Genomic DNA, 23017 nt, shown 5'->3' on the forward strand with positions numbered 1-23017 from the left:
AATGGCTGTTTTTTCGGTAAAGCCAGTATTGTTGGTTACCTGTAAAATGGTGTTCCTGCTATCCATTAAATCATACCCAGCTAGTCATTATTAACATCAACCTGGGAAAATTATTCGTTTTAAATTGTCAATTATCAATCGATTGCCACCATTTCCCTGGCGTTCTCCAATGCTGCCGCAGTTGGCTTTTCGCCACTTAGCATTTGAGCAATAGCAGTAATGCGTTCGTCATTACTTAACAATCGGATAGCCGTATTGATCTTGTCACCTTTAGTGCTTTTATACACATAATAATGGGCGCTAGCCCTGGCAGCAATCTGGGGTTGATGCGTTATGGCAATTAACTGGTGGCCGGATGATAAATCTTTCATAATGATGCCCACTTGTTTGGCAGCTTCACCGCTGATGCCGGTATCAATTTCATCAAATATCAATGTAGGTAATTGTAATTTTTTTGCCACCAGAGATTTGATGCAAAGCATTAACCTGCTCAACTCCCCGCCGCTGGCCACTTTGCGCAACGGCTCAAAGCGGCCGCTTTTATTGGCATCAAATAAAAATTCAATGCTGTCACCACCATCAATATGTAATGCTATTGATTGCAACTGCACTTTGATCACCGCGTTGGGCATGCCCACCTGAGCAAGTAGGGCGTTCACTTTTTCGGTAAATGGTTTGATGGCCTTATTACGATTGGCCGTTATGGCTGCAGCCAACCGTTCGCATTGCCGCTGCAATTCCTTTGTAACCTGTTCTTTTGCTGCAATGGCCTCGCCAATGTTCAGTATATCATTCAGTTTTTGCTGAAGTTCATCTTTAATTACAAGCAACTCCGCCGTAGTATGTACGTTGTGCTTTTTTAATAACTTATATCCCAGTGAAATTTTATCATTTACCACCTGTATTCTTTCCGGGCTGTATTGCACGCCATTATCAATGGCTTCCAGTTCATCACCGATATCCTGCAACTCCGCCTGGGCGCCCAATAAACGCTTTGTAAGCTCTTCAATAGAAGCATGGTATTGCTGCAAGCCATGCAGCTTATTGCTAAGTGATTTAACCTGTTGCGTAATAGGTTGATCACTGTCTTTTAATTCAAAATAAACAGCGCTTAATTGTTGCTTTATATTTTCCGCATTGCTAAGTAATTTAAGTTCAGCATCCAATTCTTCGAGTTCATTTTCCTTTAGCCCGGCTTCATCCAGTTCATCAAATAGAAACTGGTTGTAATCAAGTGCCGTATTGGCTGCGGCCTGTTGCTGCACCAGTTCCTGCAGTTCCTTTTTTGTTTTACTGTATTGCGTAAAAATGGTGGTATATTCCTGCAGCAGGTTACCATTTCCTGCCAGCGCATCCAGCACCTGGCGTTGAAAATCACTGTCACCCAATTCCAGTGTATCAAATTGCTGATGAAGATCAACCAACAAGGAACTGAGTTCCTTCAACTGTCCAAGATTTACGGGGGTATCATTTATAAACGCTCTCGATTTGCCGTTTACAGCTATCTCTCTTCTTATCACTACTTCGTCCTCTATATCCAGTTCATTCTCTTTTAAAAAGCCTTTTATTTCCTTTCTGCCTCCGGCTTTAAAAAAACCTTCTACCACACATTTTTTGTCCTTATTCATTAAGGTGGTGCTATCCGCTCTTTCACCCAGTATCAGGCTTAAGGCACCCATTAAAATACTTTTACCGGCACCGGTTTCCCCGGTAATGATATTGAGGTTGGCGCTAAAATCGATGGCAATTTGATCTATGATTGCGTAGTTCTGTATGTTTAATTTTTGCAGCATAATTGAGGCAGCAAATTAGTTTTTTTTTGGCTTGTTTTGCCCGTTTCATAAAATTTAAACACCTGCTGAAAATAAAAAAGCACCTCAGTAACTGAAGTGCTTTTCATCCGAAGTCGTATGGCAAATTACTTTATTTCAATGCTGTCGTTCAAATCTGCATCAACCAGTATACGGCCGCAGTTTTCACATACAATCACCTTTTTCCGCAATTTAATTTCACTTTGTTTTTGTGGCGGAATCGCATGAAAACAACCTCCGCAGCTGTCTCTTTCTACAGGTACTACAGCCAACCCGTTGCGGTAATTTTTACGGATGCGGTCATAGCTTAACAATAAACGCTCATCTACATGGCTTCTTGCTTCAAGGGCCTGTTTATTGTATTGCTTTTCTTCCTTCTCAGTTTCCCCGATAATTTTTTCCAGTTCCCCTTTCTTGCCACTTAAATTACCTTCTTTAATGCTCACCGCTTTTTTAGCAGTTTCCAGCTGACGAGCTTTTTCACCAATTTCTTCAGTAGCGTCTTTAATGTGTTTTTCGCAAAGCTTCACTTCTAAAGTCTGCATTTCAATTTCCTTATTGATTGCTTCAAACTCACGGTTATTCTTTACATTTTCACTTTGTTTCTCATATTTTTTAACCAGCGCTTCCGCTTCCTTAATGGCTTCTCTCTTTTGGTTAATAAATTCCTGCATGCCATTAATTTCTTCTTCCACACGGGTTTGACGGGCGTGCAAACCTTCAATTTCGTCTTCCAGGTCTTTTACCTCAATTGGCAATTCACCTTTCAAAATCTGAATTTCATCCAGCTTGCAATCCACTTTTTGTAAACGAACAAGCGATGTTAATTTTTCTTCAACGGAGAAATCTTTTACTGCGGCCATATTATTGTTTGAAATTTATAGTTTTAAAAGTTGTGTTACCGGCATTTCAGCAATGTTGAACATCGTTGCGTCGCACTCTTGTACTTTTCCATCGCTATTGAACGTCTTCAAAATTGCCCCTTTTTATACTGACTTTGCCTTTAATAGATTACCGAATTTAAACAAAGTAGTTAACAGGGTTGGTTTTAACCCTTGTTTTAAGGACGGCAAAGTTAGGGAATTTTTCCCTCAAAATATCAAATAACAGGTCAACGGTGTACTGTTCGCTCTCAAAATGTCCGATATCTGCAATTACCAACTGATCATTCGCATCAAAAAACTCGTGGTATTTCACATCTCCCGTTACGTAAAAGTCAGCACCGGCGGCAACTGCAGCCCCGGTAAGGAAGCTGCCGGCACCTCCGCAAAGTGCTATTTTTTGCACCGGTTTGGACATTAATGGCGTATGCCTGACGACGGTTAATTCAAATACTTTTTTCAGTTGTTGTAAAAAAACGGCGGCGGGTACAGCCGCAGGCAATTCCCCCATCAATCCGCTGCCGGTTTGCTGACGGGCATTATCCAGCAAATACAGATCATATGCCGGCTCCTCGTAGGGATGCACCGCCAACAAAGCTTTTACTACTTGATTTTCAACCCATGCCGGGTAAATTGTCTCCAGCCGCAGTTCATTTTCAGCATGGCGTACACCTGGTTCACCCACAAATGGCACCGTTTCCGGTCCGCCTTTAAAGCTGCCTTCTCCATTTACCGCGAAACTGCATTCGCTGTAGTTGCCAATTTGGCCGGCACCGGCAGCAAATAAAGCGCTACGGACTGCTTCGGCGTGTGCAGCTGGTACAAAAGTTACCAGTTTTTTCACCATGCCCTTTTTGGGCTGCAATACCCGGCGATTTACCAGGCCGAGTAAATCAGCCATTCTGCCATTTACACCAGTTAAAATATTATCCAGGTTGGTATGAATAGCATAAATGGCAATATCATTTTTAATGGCTGCAATAATAGTTTTTTCAACATAATTTTTCCCGGTAATTTTTTTTAATCCGCCAAAAATAATGGGGTGATGCGCTACTACCAGGTTGCAGTTTTTTTCAATCGCCTCCCGCACTACCGCTTCTGTTGCATCCAGTGCTGTAATAATGCCGGTACATTCGCGGTTTGGATCGCCGGTTAATAAACCCGCATTATCATAACTTTCCTGTAAACTTGCAGGCGCAATGGTTTCTAAAAAAGAACAGATTTGCTGTATGGTCATTTATAAAAATTAAAAAGATGAGTTCTGCTGAATTATATGCTGCCTACAAAACAAAGATGCAAAAAATTGCTGACGTAAAATACGCCAGTGCGGTTTTACAGTGGGACCAGGAAACCTACCTGCCGCCGAAAGGCAACGACTTCAGGGGAAGACAACTGGCAACACTGAGTGAAATGGCGCATGAGCTGTTTACCACCGAAGCTATGGGCGCATTGTTGCAGGAATTAAACAGCAAAGAAGATCTGAGTGCCAGTGAAAAAAGAAATGTACAGCTTAGCCTGGAAGACTATACCCGCAATGTAAAACTGAGCAGTGATTTTGTAAGAAAGATGAGTGAAGCTGTCAATACGGCCTACCATGCATGGGTAAAAGCCCGCACTAATAATTCTTTTGCAACATTTCAACGCCCGCTGCATAACCTGATTGCATTAAAAAAGCAGGAAGCGGATCTGCTTGGCTATGAGCAGCATGCCTACAATGCATTAATGAACGACTACGACAAGGGCCTTACCGTTGCAACTGTTGACGGCATATTCAATCATCTTAAACCGCAGTTATCAGTTTTACTCAATAAAATAAAAAACAAACCGCAGGTTGACAATTCGTTTTTGCACCAGCATTTTGATAAAGACGCCCAGTGGAAATTTGGCATTGAATTGTTGAAAAAAATTGGTTTTGATTTTGAAGCCGGAAGGCAGGACCTGAGCGTACATCCATTTACCACCAGCTTTAACAACTATGATGTGCGGGTAACGACAAGGGTTGACGAGAATGATTTTGGCAACATGACCTGGAGTTGTATTCACGAAGGTGGCCATGCTCTATACGAGCAGGGCTTGCCGGCTGCGGAATACGGGCTGCCGCTTAGCGAATATTGTAGTCTGAGCATCCACGAAAGTCAGAGCCGGCTGTGGGAAAATTGTATTGGTCGAGGGCTTCCCTTTTGGCAGCACAATTTAAAACAGTTGCAAACGTTCTTTCCCGGGCAATGCAATCAACTGACAGCAGAACAATTTTATAAGGGAATTAATAAAGTGCAACCATCACTCATACGCACCGAAGCCGATGAACTGACCTACCATTTTCACGTGATGATCCGTTACGAAATTGAAAAAATGCTGATTGAAGGAACCATCAGTACCAAAGATATTCCAGCCTACTGGAACGAACATTACCAAAGTTACCTGGGTGTTACCGTTCCTGAAGATGCCAAAGGATGTTTACAGGACATACACTGGAGCCATGGCAGTTTTGGTTATTTTGCTACATATAGCCTTGGCAGCATTATTGCGGCGCAATTGTATGCAGCGATTGAAAAGGAAAATGCATCTGTAAATAAAGAAATTGAAGCGGGGAGTACTGCAACCGTTTTAAACTGGTTAAGAAAAAATATTCACCAATATGGGCGTGAATTCACATCAGAACAATTGTGTAAAAAAGCAACAGGTGAAGCTCTAAATTCAACGTATTTTATTGATTATGCAACAAAAAAATACACTGCCATTTATGGTTTGTAGAAAAATCAAGCGTTATGGCAATTTTTACATGGCGATATTAATTGCATTGTGTTGTTCGCTAACGTTGCTTAACAGCAGCTGTAAAAAACTAAAATTGCTTAGCGGTGACCAAAGCACGCTGGAACAGTATTTCGCTGATAATGTGCTGGGAAAAACCTTTGTTGTAGACTTTGCAAGCGACAGCAGTGTAGATATCACGAGCCAATATGCCGGTTATGACTTCATTCTTACCAAAACCACTTCGTTTTACGAGGGGGATATGACCGGTACAAAAGATGGCATTACTTATACAGGCACCTGGTCCAGTAATAGCGACTATAGCAAACTGATTATTAATTTAAATTCATCCAATATACCTGCCTCATTTGCATTTTTAAACCGTTCCTGGAAATTTACAAAAAAGGGGGTTCCCGTACTTGAGTTGGCTCCATGGGGCAGCGCTGATCCGAAGGTACTGCACATGAGGAGATTATAGCCCGATGCTCTCCACAATACTTCTGTTAGTTAAACAGCTGCCAGTTGTACATTTCAGCCAAAAATCAGGGCACTTGCTGTAGTAAGATTTCTACTTCCCTCACTATTATATGTGACCTACAATTTTTCAAGCCTTTTGGAGTTTTATAAAGCGTTGTCCAGCATACGTTTCAACATCCTATTTTAGAACCAAAAGCAAAAAAATCTTATGATAGCCAGCATTGCAACCAAGGCATACTGTCTGTTACTATTGACGGTACTCGGTTTTGGCGCCTCAGCCCAGCTGGCAGCTAATTTCACGGCAACTCCCACCAGCGGTTGTGCGCCATTGGTAGTTCGTTTTACAGATAACACCACCAATAAACCCACGCAATGGAAATGGAACCTGGGCAATGGCACCATTTCATTTCTGCAAAACCCTTCGGTTACTTATTTTAATCCCGGCCAGTACACCATTAAGCTGGTGGTAAAAAACAGCAGCGGTTCAGATTCCGTCACCAAAACCCAATTTATCACGGTTTACGCTCAGCCAAAAGTGCTCTTTACAAGTTCCGCAAGTTCAGGATGTATTCCATTACCAGTTCAGTTTACGGACCAAAGCACTGCCCCCGCAGATTCCATAACTACCTGGCAGTGGGATTTCGGTGATGGCTTTTCGTCGGGAGCGAAAAATCCGGTTCACACGTACACAACAAGCGGCAATTTTAATGTGACGCTAAGGGTAAGAAACAGTAATGGTTGCTTAACCACATTGTCAAAATCCAAATACATACAAATAAGCCCGATAGTAAAAGCTAATTTTAGTAATAACGCACCCAATAACTGTAGTTTTCCTGTTGTAATCAACTTCAAAAATTTATCTTCAGGAACTGGCACCCTCAATTATAAATGGAACTTCGGAGATGGTACGATATCCACACTTGCAAACCCGTCCCATGCTTACTCGGCTTACGGCAATTTTTCTGTTCAGTTAATTGTCGTCAATGCCAAAGGATGTTCCGATACCATCATAAAAAACAACGAAATTTTAGTTAATAAGGTAAAAGCAGCTTTTATAAATACAGACACAATATGTGCACAGCGCCCCGTTTTATTTGTCAATACTTCAAGCCCAACACCACTATCCAGCAAATGGAGTTTTGGCGACGGCACTTTTTCATCTGCCGGCAGCCCTTTTAAAAAGTTTGCCGTTGGCGGAACATACGAAGTTAAACTGGTTAGCAATTTTGGAAGCTGCACCGATTCTGTAACGCAAACGATTACGGTCAACGATAATCCGGTAGCAGTATTTTCCTCCGTTGATACCGCTTCCTGCAACAGCCCTTTTGCTGCGCATTTTACAAGCCAGTCTGCAAATGCTGCTAACTATTATTGGGATTTTGGTGACAGTACCTTTAGCACTGAACAAAATCCAGTTCACACTTACACCGGCACAGGCAAATTTTCGGTGCAGTTAATTGTTACCAATGCGGGAGGATGCGCCGACACGATACTTAAAAATGATTTTATCCAAATTCAAAAACCGGTTGCAAGTTTTAGCAACCTGCCGGACAGTGGCTGCGTTCCTTTTACAAAAACATTTGTAAGCACATCCAATACAGTTGATCCGGTAACAGGTTATTTATGGAATTTTGGCGATGGCACCACTTCCACAGAAGCAACACCTACACATACTTATACTACCGAGGGTGTTTATGCTGTGTCAGTAATTGAAACCACAGCGAGTGGTTGTACAGATACGGCAAGTGTTGAACGTGGTATCATTGCCGACACAAAGCCTTTATTGAACTTCAGCGCTTCGCCAAGGATCACCTGTGCAAAAACAGCCATCGATTTTAAAGATCTCACCGTTGGTAAAGTCACCAAATGGTTGTGGATGTTTGGAGATGGCCAGATGGGTTATTCAAAAAATCCTTCCCACACTTACTCCGATACAGGTAAATTTGATATCAAGCTGATTGTGTGGAACAATGGATGTGCTGACAGCATCATCTTTAAAGATTATATCTATATCAATGCACCGGTTGCAAAATTTTCGAGCAAGATGGATTGTAAAAATCCGTATCAAAGAGTATTTACGGATTTCTCCATTGGTGCAGATGAGTGGAACTGGGATTTTGGTGATGGCACTACTTCCACACAAAAAAATGTTACGCACCAGTATCCCCATGCCGGATTTTTTGAAACCAGTTTAACTGTTAAAAATTACACCACCGGGTGTGAACATACTACAAAAATACTAGTGCAGATTATTGATGCCAAAGCAGCCTTTACGACATCTGACAGCGTTATTTGCCGGGGCAATAGTATACGGTTCACCACAGGATTAAGCCTGGATGAAATAAATAAATTTACCTGGGATTTTGGAGATGGTACAACACTGGATACTATTGAAAATGCTGTAACGCATATTTACCGTGCAAGCGGCAATTTCTCTGTCCGTTTGATTATTACCAACCGGCTGGGTTGCCGTGATACACTGGTTAAAAACCTTGGCATTAGAGTAAATGGCCCTATTGCAAAGTTCACGGCTTCCGTTCCGGGAAGCTGCCTTAACACACCTGTTACTTTTAACGACCTTTCTACAACTGACGGACTGCACTCAATAAAAACTTTTACCTGGACATATGGTGATGGCACTACTGAAATTTTAAATGCTGCCCCCTTTCAGCACAGCTTCCAGGGCGAGGGCAGTTTTACCGTGAAGCTACTCATTGCTGATTCGGTTGGCTGCAAAGACAGCTTTGTCCTCGTTACTCCATTAATTATATCTAAACCAGTAGCAAAATTTATTACCAGGGATACGCTTAGCTGTCCTTCAAAACCGGTACAATTCACCAACCAGTCAACAGGACCAAACTTAAGCTACCACTGGGATTTCGGAGATGGAGGCAGTTCCAGTCTTCAAAACCCACTTCACTCATTTGGCACAAATGGCAGTTTTACGGTATCACTTTCTATTACAGATCAATACGGGTGCACCGATTCTGTAAGTAAAAAAAATCTGATCAGCATTATAACACCTCAGGCAAATTTTTTAATGAGTGATTCCATGAGTAAATGCCCTCCACTCATCGTACAGTTTACCAATTTAACTCCAAGTATGGTTTCATCTGTGTGGGATTTTGGAGATGGCACAGCAGCTACAACCGCCTCCCCTACTCACTTTTACAGTTATGCCGGCACCTACAAAGTCACGTTGACAACCACAGGGCCCGGCGGCTGTACTACCATGATGGTAAAATCCATTTTTATAAAGGGCCCGAAGGGTACGATTAATTACAGCCCGTTAATGGGCTGCAAACAAGTTAGAAGTAATTTTGTTGCCACCACAATTGATGCCGTATCTGTTTTGTGGGATTTCAATGATGGAGCAACATTCAGCACAACCGACTCCACCGTAAGTCACCTGTACACTTATGCCGGACAGTACATTCCAAAAATGATATTAACCGACACAGACGGTTGCCAGGTGCCAATCAGGGGAATCGATACTATTGTTGTAAACGGAGTAACGGCTGCATTTAATTTTAACAGCCATGTACTGTGTAATGCGGGTACTGTGTCTTTTAAAGATTCTTCTTATAGCAATGATGCTATCAGCAATTATAACTGGACTTTGGGTGACGGTACCGTAAGTACGGAAATGGATCCGGTGCATCAATACAATAACACGGGACAGTATTATCCAAAGCTGGTAATCACAACAGAACATGGTTGTACAGACTCAGTAACGGCATCCGTTCCTGTAAAAGTAGCACCAACTCCCCATGTCGATTTTACTACAACCGCCAATGGCTGCACCCCGTTAACACTTACAGCAAAAGGTATAGTAACGGTAGCCGACACGGCGGCCCTTAGCTGGCAATGGAATTTTGGTAATAACTCCTTTTCAACACTTCAAAATCCGGCTGTACAAAATTATGGTACAGCTGGTATATACAATATCTCTCTGCAGGTTACCAACAGCAGCGGTTGTTCCGATACGGTGACTAAATCTATCGAATCTTACCCTATACCAAATGTTCGGGCCGGACAGGATACTTTTATTTGCAGGCAACGTGGTATTAACTTACAGGCAACGGGCGCCAGCACTTACAACTGGTCGCCTTCAACAGGCCTTAGCTGTACCGCTTGCGCAAATCCGCAGGCAACGCCTGCAGCTGAAATATTTTATACCGTACAGGGCACCAGTATCCATGGCTGCACTGCTTCAGACACATTAAAAGTAACTGTAAAATTTCCATTCAAAATTACTTACGGCAACAGGGATACGTTGTGCCGGGGAGAATCCGGGAAATTATTTGCCACTGGTGCCAGCAACTATACCTGGACGCCCGCGGCAGGACTTAACAATCCTCTTTCTGCAACACCTACCGCTACACCGGATACCACTACAAATTATATGGTAGTGGGTAAAGATGATAAGAATTGTTTTACAGATACGGGACACGTATTTATAAAAGTATATCCAATACCAACAGTAAATGCCGGTTTTGATCAGACTATCAATGTAGGTAAGTCATTTGATTTAATACCCACCATTTCTGCTGACGTTACCAAAGTACTATGGTCGCCCACCACCGGCGTGTTCCGCAACAGTTACCCTGGCATTACGGTTAAACCGGTTACCAATACGGAATACACAGTTAAAGTAAGCAATGACGGTGGTTGTACGGCAGAAGACAAAGTGAACATTATTGTAACCTGCGATGGCAGCAATATTTTTATGCCCAATACTTTTTCCCCGAATGGTGACGGGGCCAATGATGTTTTTTATCCCCGGGGGTCCGGTCTTTTTAAAATTCAAACCCTGCGCATCTTTAACCGCTGGGGACAAATTGTTTTTGAAAAAAATAGTTTTAATGCCAATGATCCTTCATCTGGCTGGGACGGTACTTTTAAAGGAGCCAGGTTAAATCCCGAAGTATTTGTTTATACAATTGATATTATTTGTGATAACAACAGCGTGCTGAATTATAAAGGAAACATAGCGCTGATCCAATAAAATTGCTGATAAATTAAGAATAAAAATATGGATGATTAGACAAAGTTTCTTAAACAACAACATACTAAAACAAGCAGTTAGCCGTTTTATACCTGTACTAAAAATACCTCGAAACCAAAATCTTAAACCCATGAAAAATGATGTACACATTATATTGTGTTGCATGTTGGTCCTGCTGCCTTTTCTGCAGGTTACCGGACAAGACATTCATTTTTCACAGTTTTTCGAAACTCCTCTTTTACGCAATCCGGCACTGGGAGGGCTTTTTTCAGGCGACATAAGATTACAATCAGTTTACAGAACACAATGGCAAAGTGTAACCGTACCATACCAGACTGTTTCGTTAAATGGTGAATATAAAATTGCTGTTGGCAAGAGTGCGGATTTTTTAACTGCCGGCGGACAGATTTTGTATGATAAAGCAGGTGATGTAGCAATGACCGCAACCCACGTTCTTCCCGCATTGAATTATCACAAATCTTTAAGTGACGAGAAAAATATGTACCTCTCCCTGGGCTTTATGGGTGGTATTGTACAACGCAGGCTTGACAGGAGTAAAATGACCACCAATAGCCAGTTTGATGGCAGTGGTTATAATGGAAACCTTGCGACAGGGGAAACATTTAACAACAGTTCATACAGTTATTTTGACGGTATTGCAGGCATGAGTTTTAATGCACAGCTGGGCGACAACCAGGATAACAACATGTATGCTGGCATAGCCTATCACCATTTTAATAAAGCTGCTAAAATTTCGTTTTATGATAACAGCAATTTAGAAATGAAACCAAAATTCGTTTACTCAGGAGGCATCAGGCTGAGTACAGCAGAACAGTCCTTTATAACTATTGAAGGAGATTACAGCAAACAGGGACCATATACTGAATTGATTACGGGACTGATGTATACTTATAAACTGGATGACAGCGATATGCCAAAATACCTGATACACGGTGGTGCAGTGATAAGATGGAAGGATGCTATTATCCCGGTAGGAAAAATAGAAATGAAACCACTTGCCATATCGGTAAGTTACGATGCCAATATTTCAAAGCTTGCTGCAGCCACTACTGGCAGAGGTGGATTTGAATTAGGCATTTCATACCAAAAATTTATTAACAGGGACAACAGCAGCAAAGAAGCAGTCCGCTGTCCAAGATTTTAAATACTTACTCCTTGCTTTCTAACTCAAGTTTCGTGTCCTAACACCAAGAGCTTTTGTTTTTATGGATTGTTTGGATAACAAGAAGCCCCCTTTTCCAGGGGGTTTTTTTATGCCCTTTAATTTACAGAATAATCCGTCCAAAAATAGGATGTGCCAGAATAATCCACCTTACTTATTTGCAAAAATGTATTCCTAAACAAAAAATAAAGATTATCATTTTTACAATTAATTTTAGTCAAACAACTTTTATGAACAGAAGACTTTTCTTACGCAGTGGCTCGCTGGCAGGATTGACACTTACTACAACCGGATTAACCGCACTGGAAAACCCGCTACCAACAGGCAACACAGCACCATTGGACAATTTTGAACTGGATGAGGCTACGATTTCGGAATTGCAGGACAAAATGAAAACCGGGCAAACCAGCTCTGTTGCTATTACGCAACTTTACCTGAAACGAATTGCGTTGATTGATAAGGCGGGTCCTGCAATTAACTCCGTAATTGAAATAAACAAAGATGCTTTAACCATTGCAGCCGCAATGGATAAAGAAAGAAAATCTGGCAAAATAAGAGGCCCGTTACATGGCATACCTGTTTTAATAAAAGACAATATCAATACCGGGGATAAAATGATGACCACTGCGGGCGCTATGGCAATGCAGGGAAATATCGCAACCAGGGATGCCTTTATAGTAACCCAGTTGAGAAAGGCCGGTGCCGTACTGTTAGGCAAAACCAATTTGAGTGAATGGGCCAATTTTCGCAGCAGTAAAAGTACCAGTGCATGGAGCAGCAGGGGCGGACAAACCAAATGTCCTTATATCACTGACCGCAATCCTTCAGGCTCAAGCGCAGGATCAGGTGCCGCCGCCGCAGCCAACCTTTGCGCCATTGCAATTGGTACCGAAACGGATGGTTCTATAGTGTCTCCTTCTTCGGTAAATGGTCTGGTTGGGATAAAACCAACCGTGGGTTTATGGAGCCGTTCCGGCATTATTCCTATCTCTGCTACACAGGATACGGCTGGCCCGATGGCGCGTACAGTAAGGGATGCAGCGATTTTACTGGGTGCCTTAACTGGTGTTGACAGTGCCGACGCTGTTACTTTGCAAAGTGACGGAAAATCCCATGCCGATTATACAAAATTTTTAGATGCCGGCAGTTTAAAAGGTAAAAGGATTGGGGTTGAAAAAATGCATTTAAAGGGAAATGAAAAAATTGTTTCCTTGTTACGGCAATCCGTCGCGTTAATGGAAAAGCTGGGTGCGGTATTGGTGGAAGTTGACCTGCTTAAAAGTATTTATGAATTGGGCGATGCAGAGTTCACCGTGCTGCAATACGAATTTAAAGATGGTGTAAACAGTTATCTGGCCGGGGCAGATTGCCGGATGAAATCGTTGCAGGATGTAATTGATTTTAACCTTAAAAGTGAGAACATGGCAATGCCCTATTTTAAACAGGAAACGCTCATCAGCAGCCAGGCTAAAGGTACCCTGCAGTCGAAGGAGTATGCTGATGCACTTGCAAAATCACTGAGCTCCAGAACACTGATTAATAACCTGTTGAAAGATCAACAGCTGGATGCCCTTTGTGGTGTTACAAATGGCCCCGCCTGCTGCATTGATTTAATCAACGGCGACTACGATACCGGGTTTTCATTGTCTACACCCGCTGCCATGGCCGGCTTTCCACATATTACCGTACCAATGGGTTTTGTGCACGAGCTACCGGTGGGTATTTCATTTTTTGGTGCTGCCTATACAGAACCTACATTGCTCGGCATTGCATACGCTTATGAACAGGTGACAAAAAAAAGAAAAAAGCCCATGTTTAAGGTTAACCTGTTAAAGTAAGACGGCAGTTAAATTTTATCTGATTGGCTGCTACTTTCACTTTGAAGTGACACTTGTTTTTGTTGAGTGAAAGCCTGCAACCAAATGCTCAAAATAGTACAAAAGTACCAAAGTGCGACCTGCCTGCAAAGCTTAATGGTAGCACAAACGTCCGGCTTATAATTATTTTACCTGGAATGAAAACCATTTACTATTTTCAATCTTTATACATTGCATCACGCCAACTACACAACATGAAATTATTTGCCATTAAACAACTGCTTACTGCGATTGCATTTATTTTTATCACCAACTGCATCACTGCGCAGGCGAATGACCCGTCGTTTGTTATTGGAGATGCACTCCCGGATGCCCCTGAATTATCACCCAGGGGCGATTATAAAGTAGGTGTAAGGACACTTGAACTGGTTCATAAAAAGCAGGTGGACATACTGAACTCCAAAGCAGGCGCGGATCCGTTGTACGACCGGCATTTAAAAATTGAAGTATGGTACCCGGCCATTGTACCGCAAGGCCAGACTGCGCTGATTACTTATAATAGCACACTGGGTTTATGGAAAGATACTTCCCGGCCACTGATTCCGTTTAGTTTTAACGGCAGGGCTTTACGTGATGCGGCGCCGGATTTGTCAGCCGGAAAATTTCCTTTAATCATTGTATCTCATGGCTATCCCGGCTCCAGGTTATTACTGACTTACCTTACTGAAAACCTTGCTTCCAAAGGTTATGTAGTGGTAGCGATTGATCATACAGAATCTACTTATGGAGACCGCTCCCCTTTTCAAAGTACATTGCTTAACCGGGCAAAAGATATTCTGTTTGTATTAAATGAAGTGGCTGACATGTCAAAAGCCGGGAATAAACATTTTTTAGCAGGACTTGCAGATGCAGACAATACTGCACTCATCGGCTACTCCATGGGCGGATATGGTGTGTTGAATGCAGCCGGAGCCGGTTACAGCAGCAAGCTGGATAGCAGCTTTACCCAAATGACGGGTGGCAGCAAGGCTATAAGGGTACGAACTACCAATAACGATGAGTTCAAAGCGTCGCATGATGCAAGAATAAAAGCAGTAGTAGCTTTTGCGCCATGGGGCATGCAACGTGGCGTGTGGGATGCCGAAGGGTTACAAGGCCTGAAAGTACCTACCCTTTTTGTAGCGGGTAACCTGGATGATGTCTCGGGGTATGAAGATGGCATTAAGGCTATTTACGAAGGCGCCGTCAATACCAACCGTTACCTGCTGACTTATGAAAATGCCAGACATAATGTGGCGCCAAATCCACCACCACCAGCGAGTTTAAAAGCCGGTGTTTCGTTTAATGAATATTATCATTATGCAGAGCCATCCTGGAACGAATACCGCATCAATAATATCAACCAGCATTTTGTTACTGCTTTTATGGGCATTTATTTAAAACAAAAAGACTATGGCAAATACCTGGACCTGCCAGAACATTCCAACGACAAAGGCTGGACAGGTTTTAAACCACGCACAGCCACGGGGTTGGAATTACAGCATGCTGTACCTCATTAATTTGCGGGGAAGGAGCTTTTAACTCCAGGCGTTTTTTATAAACCGCAGCCAGTTTCCATGCATGATTTTTTCAATGTCAGTGGTCGAATAACCTCTTTTCTGTAACATGCCGGGAATTTTTTGCAGGTCTGCGATGGTATCAAGGTCATAAGGAGACTGCTCTTTTCCATAGCCTCCGTCAAGATCAGTGCCAATGCCTACATGGTTGGTATTACCTGCCAGCTGGCAGATATGATCCATGTGATCCAGTATTTTTTCGATGGTACAGTCCATTTGTTGTGGCAACGATTTTCCCCTGATCCAATCCGGTACAATCATCCAGGCATCAAAAGCACCACCTATTACGGCACCACGTTCAATCAACGCCTTTATCATTTCATCACTGAATTGCCTGTTGTGATTTACCAGGGCCCGGCAGTTATTGTGACTGGCCCAGACAGGACCAGTAAATAGTTCCAGCGCATCCCAAAATGCATCATCGCATAAATGCGTAGCGTCCAAAATCATTTTTAATTTATCCATTTCTCTTACCAGCTCTTTCCCCTGCTCATTTAAATGACCGGTAGCATCTGTACCGTTGGCATAATGCCCGGGACCGTAATGTGCAGGCCCGCAAGCACGCAAGCCATAGGCATGTGCCACATGTAAATTATCCAGCGTCACCAATGAATCGGCTCCTTCCAGGCTAAGTATATAACCGATAGGTTTGGTGTCGTTTGGTTCACCATTCATCCAAAGATCAAGGTGTTTTTCTAATCCCGTTTTATCTGTGATCATTACCATTTCGCCACATTTCTCCATCGCTTTGTACCATGCCAGTTGCCCCTGTGTTTGTGCCCAGGCTTGTTCTGCAGACTGCCAGCCCGGCAAAGGATTGCCGGGTGCCACATACCTTGCAATCTGTGTAGCTACTACCAGTCCTGCCTCTGCTTTTCTTAGTTCAGCAAAATTGACTGTTCCCTGTCCACGGTCCGGTTTATCGGTCTGGCCTTTTTCTCTTTCTCTTAAATCGTGAATGGATAGCCGCAGATCGCGGTTCCATTCCATAGCGTTCATACTAAGGTCTAAGTGCGCATCGATTGTAAACATATGTTTTGATTTTTTGCAGTAGCTATAATTGGCTGATTAAGATATTATTTTATCCCGAACAGCATATTTGTAAAACTTTACATCGACAGCCGTGAGAGGGAACTGTTGTGGCAACTGCTCTTTGGCAATTTCTATAAATCCATTTTTTTCGTAAAACCGTTGCGCTCCTACAAATTTAGCAGTGGTGCCCAAGAAAATTTCCTTAATATCTTTCTGTATCGCCCAGTTGATTAAGGTGTTCAACAAGCCTTGTCCTATACCAAATACTTTTCCCCTGTACGGTTTAGCAACAAACATTTTACGCAATGCAGCCTGGCCATTTCCAATGTCCAGCAATGCAATTGTGCCTGCCACTTCTTCCCCCACTTTGGCAATCCAAAAATTGCCATTCTTTACCTGGTAATATCCGGGAATTTGATTTAAGTCGGGTTGCATCGCCAAAGTGATAGGTATTCCAAATTCATCTTTCTGAATGCTCACAATCAAACTACCAACAAGGCTTTTATAAATGTCTGTATAGGTTTCTATTTTCGGCTGGCTCATATTGTTAAAAAATATGGAGTTAGCTGACGCTATTCTATAACGTCTAAGCAAAACTGCGGGTTATTTCAGATCCTTCATTGGATTAACTTTATCTTAAATATTGATCTTTCTATCCCTTGCAATTACTTTCCATTCTGTTACTGCGATATTGTTTTCAATAACAACTGCCCGCTCGTAAAGGGCCACCGTTGGGCAAATGTGTACCGGCACTCCGTACAATACATCGCCGATTTTATATTTGGAAGCATCAGGCACCCTGGCCACCAGGTGTTCTTCACTTTGAGAAACAGGTTCCGCTTCGGGAGCATTTAAAAAATGAACGCGGGGGAACGGGTTTTCTGCAGCGACTGATTTATGTCCCAAATCAGTTGTGATAGTGTGTTCGTCTACAACACTGATTACCCTTGTTATTACCAACGCTGCGTAATCAAAGGGTTCATCTGGCATCCCATGTTTGTAACCCCAATCCCAAAAAACAAATGTGCCGGGACTGCATTCCACATCGTTTCTGTCGGCATATATTGGGAAAGTTGGAGAACCACCGGCAATAATAGTAGCGGGCTGTTTTGATACTGCTTCAATCGCTGCAGCGAGTATCAGCACTTTACTAAATCCTTTTTCAGTATGCTGTTTGCGTAACTCAACATCCGTATCGCGGATTTGTCCATCATATCCATGCAGGCCCACTACTTTTAAGCCAGGCAATAACTGCATCGCTTCAAATAACTGGGTGGCATGTTCAGGACTAATGCCAGTTCTGTTCATACCGGTATTAAGATCAATATAAACGTTCAGCGATGATTTTTTTTCTGCAAAGAGTTGCGAAAGCATTTCAGCTACCTGTATATTATCAACTACGGCGGAAAATTTTGTCACAGGATATTTTTCAACCAAAGCAGCCAGGCGAATCGCTTTGGGGCCAACAGGCTGGTAAGACAGCAGCACATCCGGCGCTTCGATCATGGCCAGCATCTCTGCCTCGGCGATGGTGGCACATTTAAATTTGGTGATACCGGCATCCATCATCATCGAACACACTTCTGTTATTTTATTTGTTTTTACATGCGGGCGAAGCCGGCTTACATTGCCATGCACCATTTCTTTTAACAGCTGAATGTTGTTGTGCACCCGCTCCTTGTAAACCACCAGGGCCGGTGAATCGATAGTATCGATATTTTTTATTGTAAACCAATTCATACTTGTTGATTTAATGCGATTGATGGAATCTGTTTTGCCTCAGGCCAGTTCAAAAATGGCTTCAATTTCAACAGGAATATTATCCGGCAGCGAGCCCATTCCCACAGCACTTCTTACTCCGACACCATTGTCTTCTCCCCACACTTTTGCAAACAACTCGCTGCATCCGTTTATTACAAAAGGATGCTTTTCAAAATCGCCTGTACAGTTCACCATGCCCAATACTTTGATCACTCTTTTTATTTTATTGAAGGACCCCAGGTTATGCTGCAGTGTTGCCAGTATTGTAAGCCCAACCTGTTGTGCTGCCAGCTTCCCATCTTCCATGTTCATATCTGCGCCAATGCGTCCCTTAATGAGCGTTTTATCATGCTGCAACGGGCCGTGGCCTGAGACATAACAGAGGCTGCCAACAATTAAAAATGGTTTGTATACGCCCAATGGTGCCGGCGCCGGGGGTAATGAAAGATTCAATTGCGCAAACTGTTCATCCGGTGTCATAAAAAAATATTTAAAATTGAGAATAAAAAAGGTATCTGATAAAATTAAGCAATAAAATAATTGAGTATAAAAATGGCTATGATGCCTACAATGGAAACTATACTTTCCATCAGGCTCCAGGTTTTAATGGTGTCTTTAAACGAAAGGTTGAAATATTCTTTAAACAACCAGAAGCCGCCGTCATTTACGTGAGAAAACATCAGGCTTCCTGCGCCCGTAGCCAATACCATCAGGCTGGGGTTTACGCCTGTTGTTGCAATCAGTGGCGCTACTATACCTGCAGCTGTTAACCCCGCTACAGTGGCTGATCCCAGGCAAACCCTTATAATAGCGGCGATGCTCCACGCAGCAAGCAAAGGATGAATATTCATTCCCTGCAAACCGGCAGCAATCTGGTTACTGATACCGGTGTCTGTCAGTATCTGTTTCAATCCGCCTGCACCACCAATAATAAATACAATCATGGCTATATCTTTTATTGCATCTGCAAGCGGCAGCATTACTTCCTCCATTTTTTTACCCCGCCGCAACCCCAGGCTGTAAATAGCGTACAACAACGTAATCGTCATCGCAATAACCGGATCGCCCAATGCTATGACCACTTTTGAAAAGCCGGTTTCGGTGTGCACCAGCAGTTTTACAATGGTACTGGTTGCAATCAAAATCACCGGCAAAAAAGCGGTAAACATACTGGTGAACAACCCTGGCAACTGTTCATCGGGAATATCTTTTCCGGCAAAGGTTTGCAATGGCTGGCAATTTATTTTTTTTAATGTAGTGGCGAATAAAGGACCTGCGATTACAATGGCCGGAACAGCTACAATAAATCCATACAACAAAGTGACACCAAGATCTGCATGGTATTGTGTAACCAGTGCCGTTGGTGATGGGTGAGGCGGTAAATAACCATGTGTAACGGACAGCGCAGCCAGCATCGGAATTCCAATATATACAGCAGAGATATTGTATCTTTTTGCAAGTGTGATAATGAGAGGCACCATCAGTACGAAGCCTACATTATAAAACAAGGGAATACCAACCACAAATGCGGTTAACACCAGGGCCCACATAATATACTTTTTCCCGAAAATATCCATCAGGCTGGTGGCGATTTTTTGCGCAGCACCACTATCGGCTACCAGTTTACCCAGCATAGCTCCAAGGCCAAGTATAACAATGATGGAACCCAGTAAGTCGCCAATGCCTTTTTGCAATGAGCCGCTGATACCCGTAATACTCATGCCATTGAACAGGCCGATTAAAATAGCCACAATAATAAAGGCAAGAAATGCATTGAGGCGGGCCCAGGTGATTAAAACAACAAGCAGTGCGATACCAAGTAACAGGATGAGTAAAGACATAATATTATTTGCTGAAAAATAAAGATAATCAAAAAGGTATCTGTCGGCAGCATAATAATCATTTTATAGTCTTTCCGGTATTTTTCTTATGGCAAAACACATTCACATCGCCGGTCAGTTTCGTCGCAACATTTTAACCGCTTATCTCATTTGTAACTTTCAGCGTTTTTGCAACAGTAGTTTTGTGTTCAAATAATATAATTGTTATGAAAAAGATTTGTTTACTCTTTGCAATACTCATTTACACGGTCAATGCTATGGCTCAAATGCCCGGAGGCATGCCCGGTAAAATGAACGGTAATGGAGGCGGAAATATGGGCCATGTATATGGTAAATTAACAGATGCCGATGGCAAACCAGTAAGTGGTGCGTCAGTAATGCTGATGCGCAAAAAGATGGACAGCGCCTCAAAGAAAATGAAACAGGTATTGCTAAAAGGGATGATAACAAAAGCCAACGGCGATTTTAGTTTTGATGAATTGCCGGTAATGGGCGCTATGCTGCTAAAAATAAGCAGCAGTGGCTTTAAAGCTGTTGACCAGGAAGTTTCCTTTATGCCTAAGATGGAGCCGGGTGCACCAAAACCAGCTACAGGCGCAATGCCTTCTTTTGACAAAGACCTGGGCAATATCAAATTGACTACCGATAGCAAACAGTTGCAGGATGTTACCATCACTTCTACTACGCCACCTGTAAGGCTATCTGCAGATAAAAAAATATTCAACGTTGAAAAAAATATTATGAGTGCCGGTGGTACGGGACTGGATGTAATGCGCAATGTTCCATCTGTAAATGTGGATATTGATGGCAACGTTACCCTGCGTAACAGCGCTCCCCAGTTGCTGATAGATGGGCGTCCTACTACGCTCACGCTGGATCAGATACCCGCAGATGCCATTGAAAGCGTGGAAGTAATTACCAATCCTTCTGCCAAGTACGATGCTTCAGGCGGTGGCGCAGGCATCCTGAATATTGTTTTAAAGAAAAATAAAAAGACCGGTTATAATGGTAACGTAAGAGCCGGTGTTGATAAACGTGGCGCTATCAATGGAGGTGGCGATTTCAGCTTCAGGCAAAATAAATTCAACTTTAACGCTGCCCTGATGGTAAACCAAAATAAAGGCCGCACCACGGGTACGACTGACCGGGTAAATTTACTTGACACGCCGCAGACGACAGTTAACCAAAGCAATTTCAACAAAACTACGGGTGGCTTTTTATTTGGTAAAGTTGGCTTCGATTATTTTATTACCAACAGAACGACCTTGTCATTAACCGGAATCAGGGTACATGGCGAATTTAATCCCAATGAAGTTATTGATATTACTACAGACAGTTTATACAACAGCGGAAAAATCAGTGCCAACAGCGACCGTGTTACCAGTGGCCACCGTGAATTTAACGGACAAGGACTCGTGTTCGGGTTAAAACATATTTTTCCAAAAGAAGGAGAAGAAATTACTGTTGACGCCAATATGTTTGGTGGAAAAAACAATAATAACTCTTTGTATACTACCAACTATTTTAATAACAGCGGTGTGGTTACCAATACAGAATTGCAGAAAGCCGTTGGCAGTGGCAATGATAAAAACTTTGTAATACAGTCTGACTATGTAAAGCCTTTTACAAAACTTACCAAGCTGGAAACCGGAGTTAGAGCGGCTATTCGAAGCAGAACCAACATCAATAACAATTATTTGTATGATGGTAATGATTACATATTAATTCCATCGGCTGTAAGTAATTATAAAAATACCGATAACGTATATGCCGCCTATGCAACACTTAGCAGTGGTATTAAAAACTTTAGTTACAAAGTTGGTGTTCGTGCAGAACATTCTGATTATACCGGCACACTCACAAACAGTGGTGAAAAATTCAAGAACAGTTACCCGGTAAGTTTATTCCCGTCTGTATTTTTAAGTCAGCAGTTAAGTAACAAACAGCAGGTACAATTGAGTTACAGCCGCCGTATCAACAGGCCTAACTTTTTTCAACTGATTCCGTTTACAGATTATACAGATAAATTGAACATTACCAAAGGCAACCCCAATCTGGTGCCCGAGTTTACGCAGTCGCTTGAATTATCTTACCTGAAAACATTTAAAGGCAACAACACATTTCTTGGATCGGTTTATTATAAACACACCGATAATTTGATCACCCGTTACCTTACACAGGAAGTTGACCCGGTATCGGGCGGTACAGAGTTGATCAATACTTATATCAATGCCAACAGCAGTTATTCTGCAGGTGCAGAACTGACCGCTCAAAATTATCTGACCAAGTGGTGGGATATCAGTACCAATGTAAACTTCTATAATTCCAAAGTAAATACAACCAATGTGAGCACCCTTTCACAGGGAGCTTTGTGGAGTATGTTTGGCAAATTCAACAGTAATTTTAAATTGCCTAAGAATTATGCGATTCAGTTTACCACGACCTACCAGTCAAAAACCAACCTGCCGGTAAATAATAATCCAGGTATGGGCGGACCGCCAATGATGCAGAGCCAGAGTTCTTCACAGGGTTATATCTTACCATCATGGGGTGTTGACCTGGCCTTTAAAAAGAGCTTCCTGAAAAACAATGCAGCCGCTGTTACTTTAAGTATCAATGATATTTTTAAAACCAGGGTAAGCAACCAATACAGCAGCAGCGAATACTTTACACAAACGTATAACCGCTTGCGTGACCCGCAGATGTTCAGGCTGAATTTCAGCTACCGGTTCGGTAAAATCGATGCGTCTTTGTTTAAACGTAAAACTTCCAAAGGTGAAATGAATGCCACCGAAGGAGTACAATAAAATTACTACAACCTATAGAAAAATAGCTATAC

The 23017-nt window shown here is 42.4% G+C and carries 15 protein-coding genes; 7 read left to right on the plus strand and 8 right to left on the minus strand.

Translation table 11 applies throughout. The annotated features are described in order from the left end of the window. Positions 1-134: 134 nt before the first annotated feature. The 3 genes from recN to QWZ08_RS05455 all read right to left on the minus strand — a co-directional run bounded on the left by recN (position 135) and on the right by QWZ08_RS05455 (position 3929). Positions 135-1793, minus strand: a complete 1659-nt coding sequence (gene recN, locus QWZ08_RS05445) for a DNA repair protein RecN (protein ID WP_290336229.1) — start codon at positions 1791-1793, stop codon at positions 135-137. A 125-nt stretch (positions 1794-1918) separates the two neighbouring features. Beyond that, positions 1919-2674, minus strand: a complete 756-nt coding sequence (locus QWZ08_RS05450; RefSeq protein WP_290336230.1) for a zinc ribbon domain-containing protein — start codon at positions 2672-2674, stop codon at positions 1919-1921. A 157-nt stretch (positions 2675-2831) separates the two neighbouring features. After that, on the minus strand, positions 2832-3929 hold the full coding sequence (locus QWZ08_RS05455) for a Nif3-like dinuclear metal center hexameric protein (protein ID WP_290336231.1): 1098 nt from the start codon (positions 3927-3929) through the stop codon (positions 2832-2834). 17 nt (positions 3930-3946) lie between these two features. Between QWZ08_RS05455 and QWZ08_RS05460 the strand changes: the two genes are divergently transcribed. The 6 genes from QWZ08_RS05460 to QWZ08_RS05485 all read left to right on the plus strand — a co-directional run bounded on the left by QWZ08_RS05460 (position 3947) and on the right by QWZ08_RS05485 (position 15487). After that, on the plus strand, positions 3947-5446 hold the full coding sequence (locus QWZ08_RS05460; RefSeq protein WP_290336232.1) for a carboxypeptidase M32: 1500 nt from the start codon (positions 3947-3949) through the stop codon (positions 5444-5446). After that, positions 5436-5921 carry a hypothetical protein gene (locus QWZ08_RS05465; RefSeq protein WP_290336233.1) on the plus strand — a complete coding sequence of 162 codons (486 nt, stop codon included), beginning with the start codon at positions 5436-5438 and terminating at the stop codon, positions 5919-5921. Before QWZ08_RS05460 ends, QWZ08_RS05465 begins: the two co-directional genes overlap by 11 nt. A gap of 207 nt (positions 5922-6128) precedes the next feature. Further along, a complete protein-coding gene (locus tag QWZ08_RS05470) occupies positions 6129-10928 on the plus strand; it encodes a PKD domain-containing protein (RefSeq protein ID WP_290336234.1) in 4800 nt (1599 codons plus the stop codon). A 130-nt stretch (positions 10929-11058) separates the two neighbouring features. Next, on the plus strand, positions 11059-12093 hold the full coding sequence (locus tag QWZ08_RS05475) for a PorP/SprF family type IX secretion system membrane protein (protein ID WP_290336235.1): 1035 nt from the start codon (positions 11059-11061) through the stop codon (positions 12091-12093). Positions 12094-12341: 248 nt separating this feature from the next. Continuing rightward, on the plus strand, positions 12342-13949 hold the full coding sequence (locus QWZ08_RS05480) for an amidase (protein WP_290336236.1): 1608 nt from the start codon (positions 12342-12344) through the stop codon (positions 13947-13949). 233 nt (positions 13950-14182) lie between these two features. Continuing rightward, on the plus strand, positions 14183-15487 hold the full coding sequence (locus QWZ08_RS05485; protein ID WP_290336237.1) for an alpha/beta hydrolase family protein: 1305 nt from the start codon (positions 14183-14185) through the stop codon (positions 15485-15487). Positions 15488-15505: 18 nt separating this feature from the next. Here QWZ08_RS05485 and QWZ08_RS05490 read toward each other — a convergent pair whose 3' ends face one another. The 5 genes from QWZ08_RS05490 to QWZ08_RS05510 all read right to left on the minus strand — a co-directional run bounded on the left by QWZ08_RS05490 (position 15506) and on the right by QWZ08_RS05510 (position 20178). Further along, positions 15506-16576, minus strand: coding sequence for a dipeptidase (locus QWZ08_RS05490; RefSeq protein WP_290336238.1), 1071 nt, complete (start codon positions 16574-16576; stop codon positions 15506-15508). 36 nt (positions 16577-16612) lie between these two features. Then, positions 16613-17119, minus strand: a complete 507-nt coding sequence (locus QWZ08_RS05495; RefSeq protein ID WP_290336239.1) for a GNAT family N-acetyltransferase — start codon at positions 17117-17119, stop codon at positions 16613-16615. Positions 17120-17212: 93 nt separating this feature from the next. Then, entirely contained in the window at positions 17213-18316 is a 1104-nt protein-coding gene (locus tag QWZ08_RS05500) for a D-TA family PLP-dependent enzyme (RefSeq protein WP_290336241.1), read from the minus strand. 39 nt (positions 18317-18355) lie between these two features. Next, the gene (locus QWZ08_RS05505) at positions 18356-18817 is read right to left on the minus strand and encodes a RidA family protein (protein WP_290336242.1); all 462 of its coding nucleotides are present in this window, start codon (positions 18815-18817) and stop codon (positions 18356-18358) included. A gap of 44 nt (positions 18818-18861) precedes the next feature. Further along, the gene (locus tag QWZ08_RS05510; RefSeq protein ID WP_290336243.1) at positions 18862-20178 is read right to left on the minus strand and encodes a gluconate:H+ symporter; all 1317 of its coding nucleotides are present in this window, start codon (positions 20176-20178) and stop codon (positions 18862-18864) included. A gap of 206 nt (positions 20179-20384) precedes the next feature. Here QWZ08_RS05510 and QWZ08_RS05515 point away from each other — a divergent pair, with 206 nt between their 5' ends. Continuing rightward, positions 20385-22985: a TonB-dependent receptor gene (locus QWZ08_RS05515; protein WP_290336244.1), complete on the plus strand. Its 2601-nt coding sequence runs from the start codon at positions 20385-20387 to the stop codon at positions 22983-22985. Positions 22986-23017 lie beyond the last annotated feature (32 nt).

Origin of the sequence: Ferruginibacter paludis (genome assembly GCF_030409685.1) — a bacterium.
Taxonomy (GTDB): domain Bacteria; phylum Bacteroidota; class Bacteroidia; order Chitinophagales; family Chitinophagaceae; genus Ferruginibacter; species Ferruginibacter paludis.

Excerpts from the sequence above, each read along its gene's own strand:
- recN (WP_290336229.1), bottom strand. The coding sequence starts at position 1,793 with ATGCTGCAAAAATTAAACATACAGAACTACGCAATCATAGATCAAATT.
- QWZ08_RS05450 (WP_290336230.1), bottom strand. The coding sequence starts at position 2,674 with ATGGCCGCAGTAAAAGATTTCTCCGTTGAAGAAAAATTAACATCGCTT.
- QWZ08_RS05455 (WP_290336231.1), bottom strand. The coding sequence starts at position 3,929 with ATGACCATACAGCAAATCTGTTCTTTTTTAGAAACCATTGCGCCTGCA.
- QWZ08_RS05460 (WP_290336232.1), top strand. The coding sequence starts at position 3,947 with ATGAGTTCTGCTGAATTATATGCTGCCTACAAAACAAAGATGCAAAAA.
- QWZ08_RS05465 (WP_290336233.1), top strand. The coding sequence starts at position 5,436 with ATGGTTTGTAGAAAAATCAAGCGTTATGGCAATTTTTACATGGCGATA.
- QWZ08_RS05470 (WP_290336234.1), top strand. The coding sequence starts at position 6,129 with ATGATAGCCAGCATTGCAACCAAGGCATACTGTCTGTTACTATTGACG.
- QWZ08_RS05475 (WP_290336235.1), top strand. The coding sequence starts at position 11,059 with ATGAAAAATGATGTACACATTATATTGTGTTGCATGTTGGTCCTGCTG.
- QWZ08_RS05480 (WP_290336236.1), top strand. The coding sequence starts at position 12,342 with ATGAACAGAAGACTTTTCTTACGCAGTGGCTCGCTGGCAGGATTGACA.
- QWZ08_RS05485 (WP_290336237.1), top strand. The coding sequence starts at position 14,183 with ATGAAATTATTTGCCATTAAACAACTGCTTACTGCGATTGCATTTATT.
- QWZ08_RS05490 (WP_290336238.1), bottom strand. The coding sequence starts at position 16,576 with ATGTTTACAATCGATGCGCACTTAGACCTTAGTATGAACGCTATGGAA.
- QWZ08_RS05495 (WP_290336239.1), bottom strand. The coding sequence starts at position 17,119 with ATGAGCCAGCCGAAAATAGAAACCTATACAGACATTTATAAAAGCCTT.
- QWZ08_RS05500 (WP_290336241.1), bottom strand. The coding sequence starts at position 18,316 with ATGAATTGGTTTACAATAAAAAATATCGATACTATCGATTCACCGGCC.
- QWZ08_RS05505 (WP_290336242.1), bottom strand. The coding sequence starts at position 18,817 with ATGACACCGGATGAACAGTTTGCGCAATTGAATCTTTCATTACCCCCG.
- QWZ08_RS05510 (WP_290336243.1), bottom strand. The coding sequence starts at position 20,178 with ATGTCTTTACTCATCCTGTTACTTGGTATCGCACTGCTTGTTGTTTTA.
- QWZ08_RS05515 (WP_290336244.1), top strand. The coding sequence starts at position 20,385 with ATGAAAAAGATTTGTTTACTCTTTGCAATACTCATTTACACGGTCAAT.